This is a genomic window from Variovorax sp. YR752 (genome assembly GCF_943372545.1).
On the sequence record NZ_CALRZC010000361.1, the window covers coordinates 1 to 5323 of the forward strand.

Sequence of the window (5323 nt, forward strand, 5' to 3'; positions counted from 1 at the left end):
AGACCGCCCGCGCGGTCGCATCAACGACGGACGCCGCCACTGGCGCGAAGAAGGCGAAGCCGGCGACGCGCGCGACGTGCTCGACCAGCCGCGCGAACGCCGCGACGTTGAACCCCGCCGCAGCATGAGCGGCAGCGCTGGCGGTCGCCCGCACCGCGCACCGTCGGCGCCGCGCGATCCGTTCTTCGACAAGCCCTACGAATCGGGCGAGCGCGAAGCCGCACCGGCCTGGGAAGCGTCGGCCAAGGCCTCGCCCGCACGCGGCATCTCGAGCAACATCAAGAGCAAGCGCAAGGTCGCGGCGCTGTTCAAGGCGGCCGAGCCGGGTTGAGCCGGGGGCTCGCACAGTGAAAGAAAAAACCGGGCAATGCCCGGTTTTTTTTCGTCTGCGCTCTGCGCCTCAGGCCACCCGAAAGTGATGCGTGCCGTCGCGCCCCAGCTGTTCCACCAGCCCGTACTCCCAGTCCAGGTAGCCCTGCATGGCCTCGGCGGGTGCGTCGGTGCCTTCATAAGGCCGGCGGTAGCGGTCGGTGCGGGCGGTGGCCAGGCGGGTCTCGCCGGTTTCGGCCGGCAGCCCGGCAGTGAACCAGGCGGTGTTGCCGCCTGTGAGCACCTGCACCTCCACATCGCGCTGGCCGCGTGCGTCGAGCAGGGCGCGCAGGTCGGCGGCGGCGTAGCGTGCGAGCAGGCTGCTGCCGCAGGTCAGCACGTAGCGCGGCGCGGACGGGATCGTGTGGCTGTCGAGCGCCTGCGCGAGTTGCGCGCGGATTGCGTACCAGGCGCCGGGAATGTGGCGCTTCACGTAGTTGGCGCTCGTGGTCACGTCGATCACGGCGGTGGCGGGTTGCTGCTTCAGCAGCGCGGCCAGCGCCTCGGGCGCGATCTCGGTGACCGTGACGGCGACGGGCGGGTAGGCCGACGTCGGCGTGCCGGCTTCGCTGAGTGCGGCGGTCGGCGGCACCACATCGAGCACGTACACCTCCCAGCCCATCTGCGCGAGCCATGACGCGCTCATCGATGCGCGCACGCCATCGTCGTCGGCCAGCACGATGCGTGCGCCGCGCACCGGCACCTGGTGGTCGGTTTCCTGCACGAGCTGCCCGCCGGGCGCGCTCGCGAAGCCGGGCAGGTGGCCGGCGGTGTATTCCTCGGGCGTGCGCACGTCGAAGCGGTACACAGTGCGGCCCGCGGCTTCGAGCGTGTCGAGTGCGTCGAGGGCGATGCGGCGCACGCCCGCGGCGTCGGCCACGCGGCGCGCGTCGGCCTGTGCCTGCGCGCGGTTCGTCTCAGACACGGCGGCCGGCGCCTGCCGGCCCGCGCCGTGGTCGAGCACCTGGCCCGCGAGCTTCCAGCCGATGGTGCCATTGCGCAATGCCGCCACCGGGTTCGGAATGCCTGCGTTCACGAGCGACTGCGTGCCGATGATGCTGCGCGTGCGGCCCGCGCAGTTCACGATCACGCGTGTGGCCGGGTCGGGTGCGAGCTCGCGCACGCGCAGCACCAGCTCCGCGCCGGGCACGCTGGTGGCCGAGGGGATGCTCATGGTCTGGTATTCGTCGAAGCGGCGCGCGTCGAGCACGACCACGTCGGCGCGACTGTCGATGAGCGCCTTCACCTCGGGCGCCGACAGCGAGGGCGTGTGCCGCTCGTGCTCGACCAGTTCACCGAACGATTTGCTCGGCACGTTCACGTCGCGGAACAGCTCGCCGCCCGCCGCGCGCCAGCCCTCGAGGCCGCCGTCGAGCAGGTGCACGTTCGTGTAGCCGAGCGCGGCGAAGGTGCGTGCCGCGAGAGGGGTGAGATCGACACCGTCGTGCGCGCCGTACAGCACGATGAAGGTGTCGCGCCGCGGAATGCGTCGCCACGCTTCGATCTCGATGCGCGACAGCGGCAGGTTGGCGGCCCACAGCGGGTGCTCCTGCGCGAACGGGTCTTCCTCGCGCAGGTCGAGCAGCGCGGTTTCTTCGCGCGCGATCAGCCGTTCGCGCAGCGTGGCGAAGGGCAACAGGGGAAAGGAGGCAGTGATAGCGGTCGTCGTCATGCGGCAGTGTTACGGAGTTCGGCGGAGCGGTCCCACAAGTTGGGCAGCAGCGTGTTGGAGTAACCGGAGACGAAGGGCTTGCGCCCGCCTTCGGCCGGATAGGTGTGGCGACGCACGGCGCCGATGTTGGCGCCGTACACGTGGATGCTGATCGACACCCGGTCGACGTGCGCGTTGTGCACGCGGTGCAGGTCGCCCACGGTGGGCGACACGGCCTCGACATGGCCCGCGTCGAGCCGCACCGGCTCGCCCTGGGGCCGCGCGGTGCCCCCGGCGTCGAGCGCGTAAGGCTGGCTGTACTCGGCGCCGCGCAGCATGCCGATGAGGCCCCACACCGTGTGGTCGTGGATCGGCGTGGCCTGGCCCGGTCCCCAGACGAAGCTCACGACCGAGAAGCGCTCAGTGCTGTCGGCGTGCAGCAGAAACTGCTGGTAGTAGGTCGGGTCGGCCACGGCGAAGGCGTCGGGCAGCCAGTCGTCGCGCGCCACCAGCGTGCGCAGCAGCGCGCCGCCTTCGGACAGGATGCGCGGCTCGTCGGGCTGGCTGTCGAGCAGCCGGCCGAAGGCGCCGACGAAATCGCGCAGCGGAGCAATCATGCGGGGCGTTTCCAGAGTTGGGTGTCGGTAATGGCGCGCACGTCCACGCGCACAGGAAGGATACCGTCGCGCGCCGAGCGGTCGGCCACGGTCTGCAGCGCGGTGATGTCGGCCTCGCTCACGGGCCGTCCTGCGACCGAGGCGCGCGCCGTGATCAGGCGCGCCGACGCGATGGGCAGCCGCGTGAGCTGGCTGTACGCCTGCGCATACGCCTCGGGGTTGGCCAGCGCCCAGTCGCCCGCACGCGCGAGCCGGTCGAGAAACTGCACGATGGCCTCGCGCTTGGCGGGGTCGGCCAGCGAATGCTCGCTCGCGGTGATGAAGCCCAGCGCCGTGTTGATGCCGCGCCCGTCGCGCAGGATGCGCCCGCCCTGCTGCAGCGCGATCGCGTAGTAGGGGTCGAAGATGGCCCAGGCGTCGATCTGCTTCGACGCGAACGCGGCGGCCGCGTCGGTGGGCAGCACGAACTTCACCGTGACCTCGTCGCGCCGCACGCCGGCCTCTTCGAGCGCGCCGTAGAGCTGGTACTGCGAGATGCTGCCGCGCGCCGACGAGACGATCACCGTCTTGCCACGCAGGTCGGCCACGCTGCGCAGCGGCGAGTCGGGCTGCACGACGAGGCCCAGCGACTCGGCCTTGCCGACGCGCGTGGCGACGATCTTCAGCGGCGTCTTGCCGACGGCAGCCGCGAGCACGGGCAGGTCGCCGGCCATCGCGGTGTCGACGGCGGCGCTGCGCTGTGCCTCGAACAGCGGCGCGGCGCCCTGGAAGTTGGCCCAGCGGTAGACAAAGGGCGCGTCATCGAGGGCCTTGGAGGCCTCGAACAGCGAACGCAGGCCGCCGGCCTGGTCGCCGAGCACCAGCGTGGCCTTGGGCTGCGCCACTGCGCGCAACGGGCCGGCCACGGCAAGCGACAACGCGGCGCCTTGCGCGAGCCAGGCGCGGCGGGAGAGTTGCAGCGCGCTCATGCGACACCTCCCGATGCCTGCAGCGCACGCTGGCCTGCCGCGACCAGGATCGCGTCGTTCTGCGGGGTGTGGATGCGGCTGCACAGCACGTCGCGATAGTAGCGTTCGAGCGGGTTCTGGCGCGTGAGGCCGTGGTTGCCGCTCAGCTGCAGCGCCAGCTCGACCACGCGGATCGCGTGCGTGGTCACGGTGTGCTTGAGCAGGCCGCTGTCGGCGGCGGGCGGCGTGTGGCCGCTGTCGACCGCAGCGGCTGCGTCGTCGAGCAGCACGCGGTTGGTGCGCAGCAGCGCCTCGATCTCGCCCACCTGCTCCTGCACGCGCGGCAGGCTGGCCAGCGGCGCGCCGAGGCTGCCGGGCGCGCGCCGGTTCAAAAAGTCGACCAGCCAGTCGCGCGCGGCACGTGCCACGGCGTCGTAGAGGCTGCCCAGCAGCACGACCATCCAGGCCTGCTGCGCCGCATGGGCGTCGATGTCGGTCTGGCTGCCGGCGCCGGGCGCCCAGTCGGCGGGCGCGCGCAGGTCGACGGCGTGGTCGGCGGCAATGGCGACGTCTTCGAACACCACCTCGTGGCTGCCCGAGGCGCGCAGGCCCAGGTGGTCCCAGCTCGCGATCACGCGGATGCCGGGCGCGTTGCGCGGCACCAGGAACACGCCGGTGCGTGGCGCGGCCTCGTCGGTGCGCGCCCAGACCGCGAGCCACGACAGGCCCTCGATGCCGGTCGTGTAGAGCTTGTGGCCGTCGATGCGCCAGCCCTCGGGCGCGCGCCGCGCCACGGTGCCGGGCAGGCCGCCGCGCGCCGGAGAGCCCAGCGCGGGCTCCACGCGCAGTGCGTTGATGAGCGCGCCGTGCGCCACCGCGTCGCGGGCCACGCGCTCGCGCAGGTGCGCGGGCCAGCGGCTCTCGCGGCGTGCGAGCGCCTGGTGCTGCAGGTAGGTCATGGTGAGGATCAGCGCGGTGGCGGGCTCGCCGCGCGCGACCGCCGCGATCACGCGGCGCGCCGTGGCCAGCGTGGCTGCGCCGCCGCCGTACGCGGCAGGCGCGACGAGGCCGATCAGCCCGTGCGCCTGCAACGCCTCGAAGTTCTGCCGCGGAAAGGCGCCGCTGCGGTCGTGGTCGGCCGCCGTGGACGCGAACTGGTCCGACAGGCGGGCCAGCACGGCGGGATCGACGGAGGGCGGGGTGTCTGTTTCAGGAACGGCCGGCGCGCGGCGCAAGGGGAGTGCACTCATGGTGCCCGCACGGTAAAGGCCCACTGCCAGTGCGCGAAGGATGCATCGCGCATATCCAAATTCGTTTTTCTGCGTTCGTTTTCGGGGCCCGTCTCGGTACGGTCTCGCTTCTCCTCGAGCGTGAGTGAAGAAGAAAGAACACAAGCCATGACACCCGATTTCCCGTTGGACCGACGCCGCCTGCTGCAGGCGGCCGCCGCATGGGGCGTGGCTGCGTCGGGCGTGGCGCAGGCCGCCGCACCGTCGCGTGACCCGTCCAACCTGTCGGGCGTGACGCTGCGCGTGGGCACCTACAAGGGCCTGTGGCGCCCGCTGCTCACGGCCTCGGGCCAGGCCGACACGCCCTACAAGATCGATTGGCGCGAGCTCAACAACGGCGTGCTGCACATCGAGGCCATCAACGGCGATGCACTCGACCTGGGCTCGGGCAGCGAGATCCCGCCGGTGTTCGCGGCGCGGCAGAAGTCGAGCGTTCGGCTGGTGGCCGTG

At 71.9% G+C, this 5323-nt stretch carries 4 protein-coding genes and 2 pseudogenes; 2 read left to right on the forward strand and 4 right to left on the reverse strand.

Annotation, left to right across the window (positions count from 1 at the left end; translation table 11 throughout):
• A pseudogene (locus AAG801_RS40085) lies at positions 1-331 on the forward strand (ATP-dependent helicase); the annotation flags it as partial.
• Between the two features lie 69 nt (positions 332-400).
• Here the strand turns inward: AAG801_RS40085 and AAG801_RS40090 are convergent.
• Genes AAG801_RS40090 through AAG801_RS40105 form a run of 4 tightly spaced genes read right to left on the reverse strand, consistent with a single transcriptional unit; the run spans position 401 to position 4834 of the window.
• Positions 401-2041, reverse strand: a complete 1641-nt coding sequence (locus AAG801_RS40090) for a rhodanese-related sulfurtransferase (protein ID WP_341893447.1) — start codon at positions 2039-2041, stop codon at positions 401-403.
• Positions 2038-2637 carry a cysteine dioxygenase gene (locus AAG801_RS40095; RefSeq protein ID WP_341893448.1) on the reverse strand — a complete coding sequence of 200 codons (600 nt, stop codon included), beginning with the start codon at positions 2635-2637 and terminating at the stop codon, positions 2038-2040. Before AAG801_RS40095 ends, AAG801_RS40090 begins: the two co-directional genes overlap by 4 nt.
• Positions 2634-3605: an ABC transporter substrate-binding protein gene (locus AAG801_RS40100; RefSeq protein WP_341893449.1), complete on the reverse strand. Its 972-nt coding sequence runs from the start codon at positions 3603-3605 to the stop codon at positions 2634-2636. Before AAG801_RS40100 ends, AAG801_RS40095 begins: the two co-directional genes overlap by 4 nt.
• A complete protein-coding gene (locus AAG801_RS40105) occupies positions 3602-4834 on the reverse strand; it encodes an acyl-CoA dehydrogenase family protein (protein ID WP_341893450.1) in 1233 nt (410 codons plus the stop codon). The genes AAG801_RS40100 and AAG801_RS40105 overlap by 4 nt, the downstream gene beginning before the upstream one ends.
• Positions 4835-4981: 147 nt before the next feature.
• Here AAG801_RS40105 and AAG801_RS40110 point away from each other — a divergent pair.
• Positions 4982-5323 (forward strand): annotated as a pseudogene (locus tag AAG801_RS40110) (ABC transporter substrate-binding protein); the annotation flags it as partial.

What these genes read in the sequence shown, in the direction of transcription:
- AAG801_RS40090 (WP_341893447.1), bottom strand. Translation starts at nt 2,041, where the DNA reads ATGACGACGACCGCTATCACTGCCTCCTTTCCCCTGTTGCCCTTCGCC.
- AAG801_RS40095 (WP_341893448.1), bottom strand. Translation starts at nt 2,637, where the DNA reads ATGATTGCTCCGCTGCGCGATTTCGTCGGCGCCTTCGGCCGGCTGCTC.
- AAG801_RS40100 (WP_341893449.1), bottom strand. Translation starts at nt 3,605, where the DNA reads ATGAGCGCGCTGCAACTCTCCCGCCGCGCCTGGCTCGCGCAAGGCGCC.
- AAG801_RS40105 (WP_341893450.1), bottom strand. Translation starts at nt 4,834, where the DNA reads ATGAGTGCACTCCCCTTGCGCCGCGCGCCGGCCGTTCCTGAAACAGAC.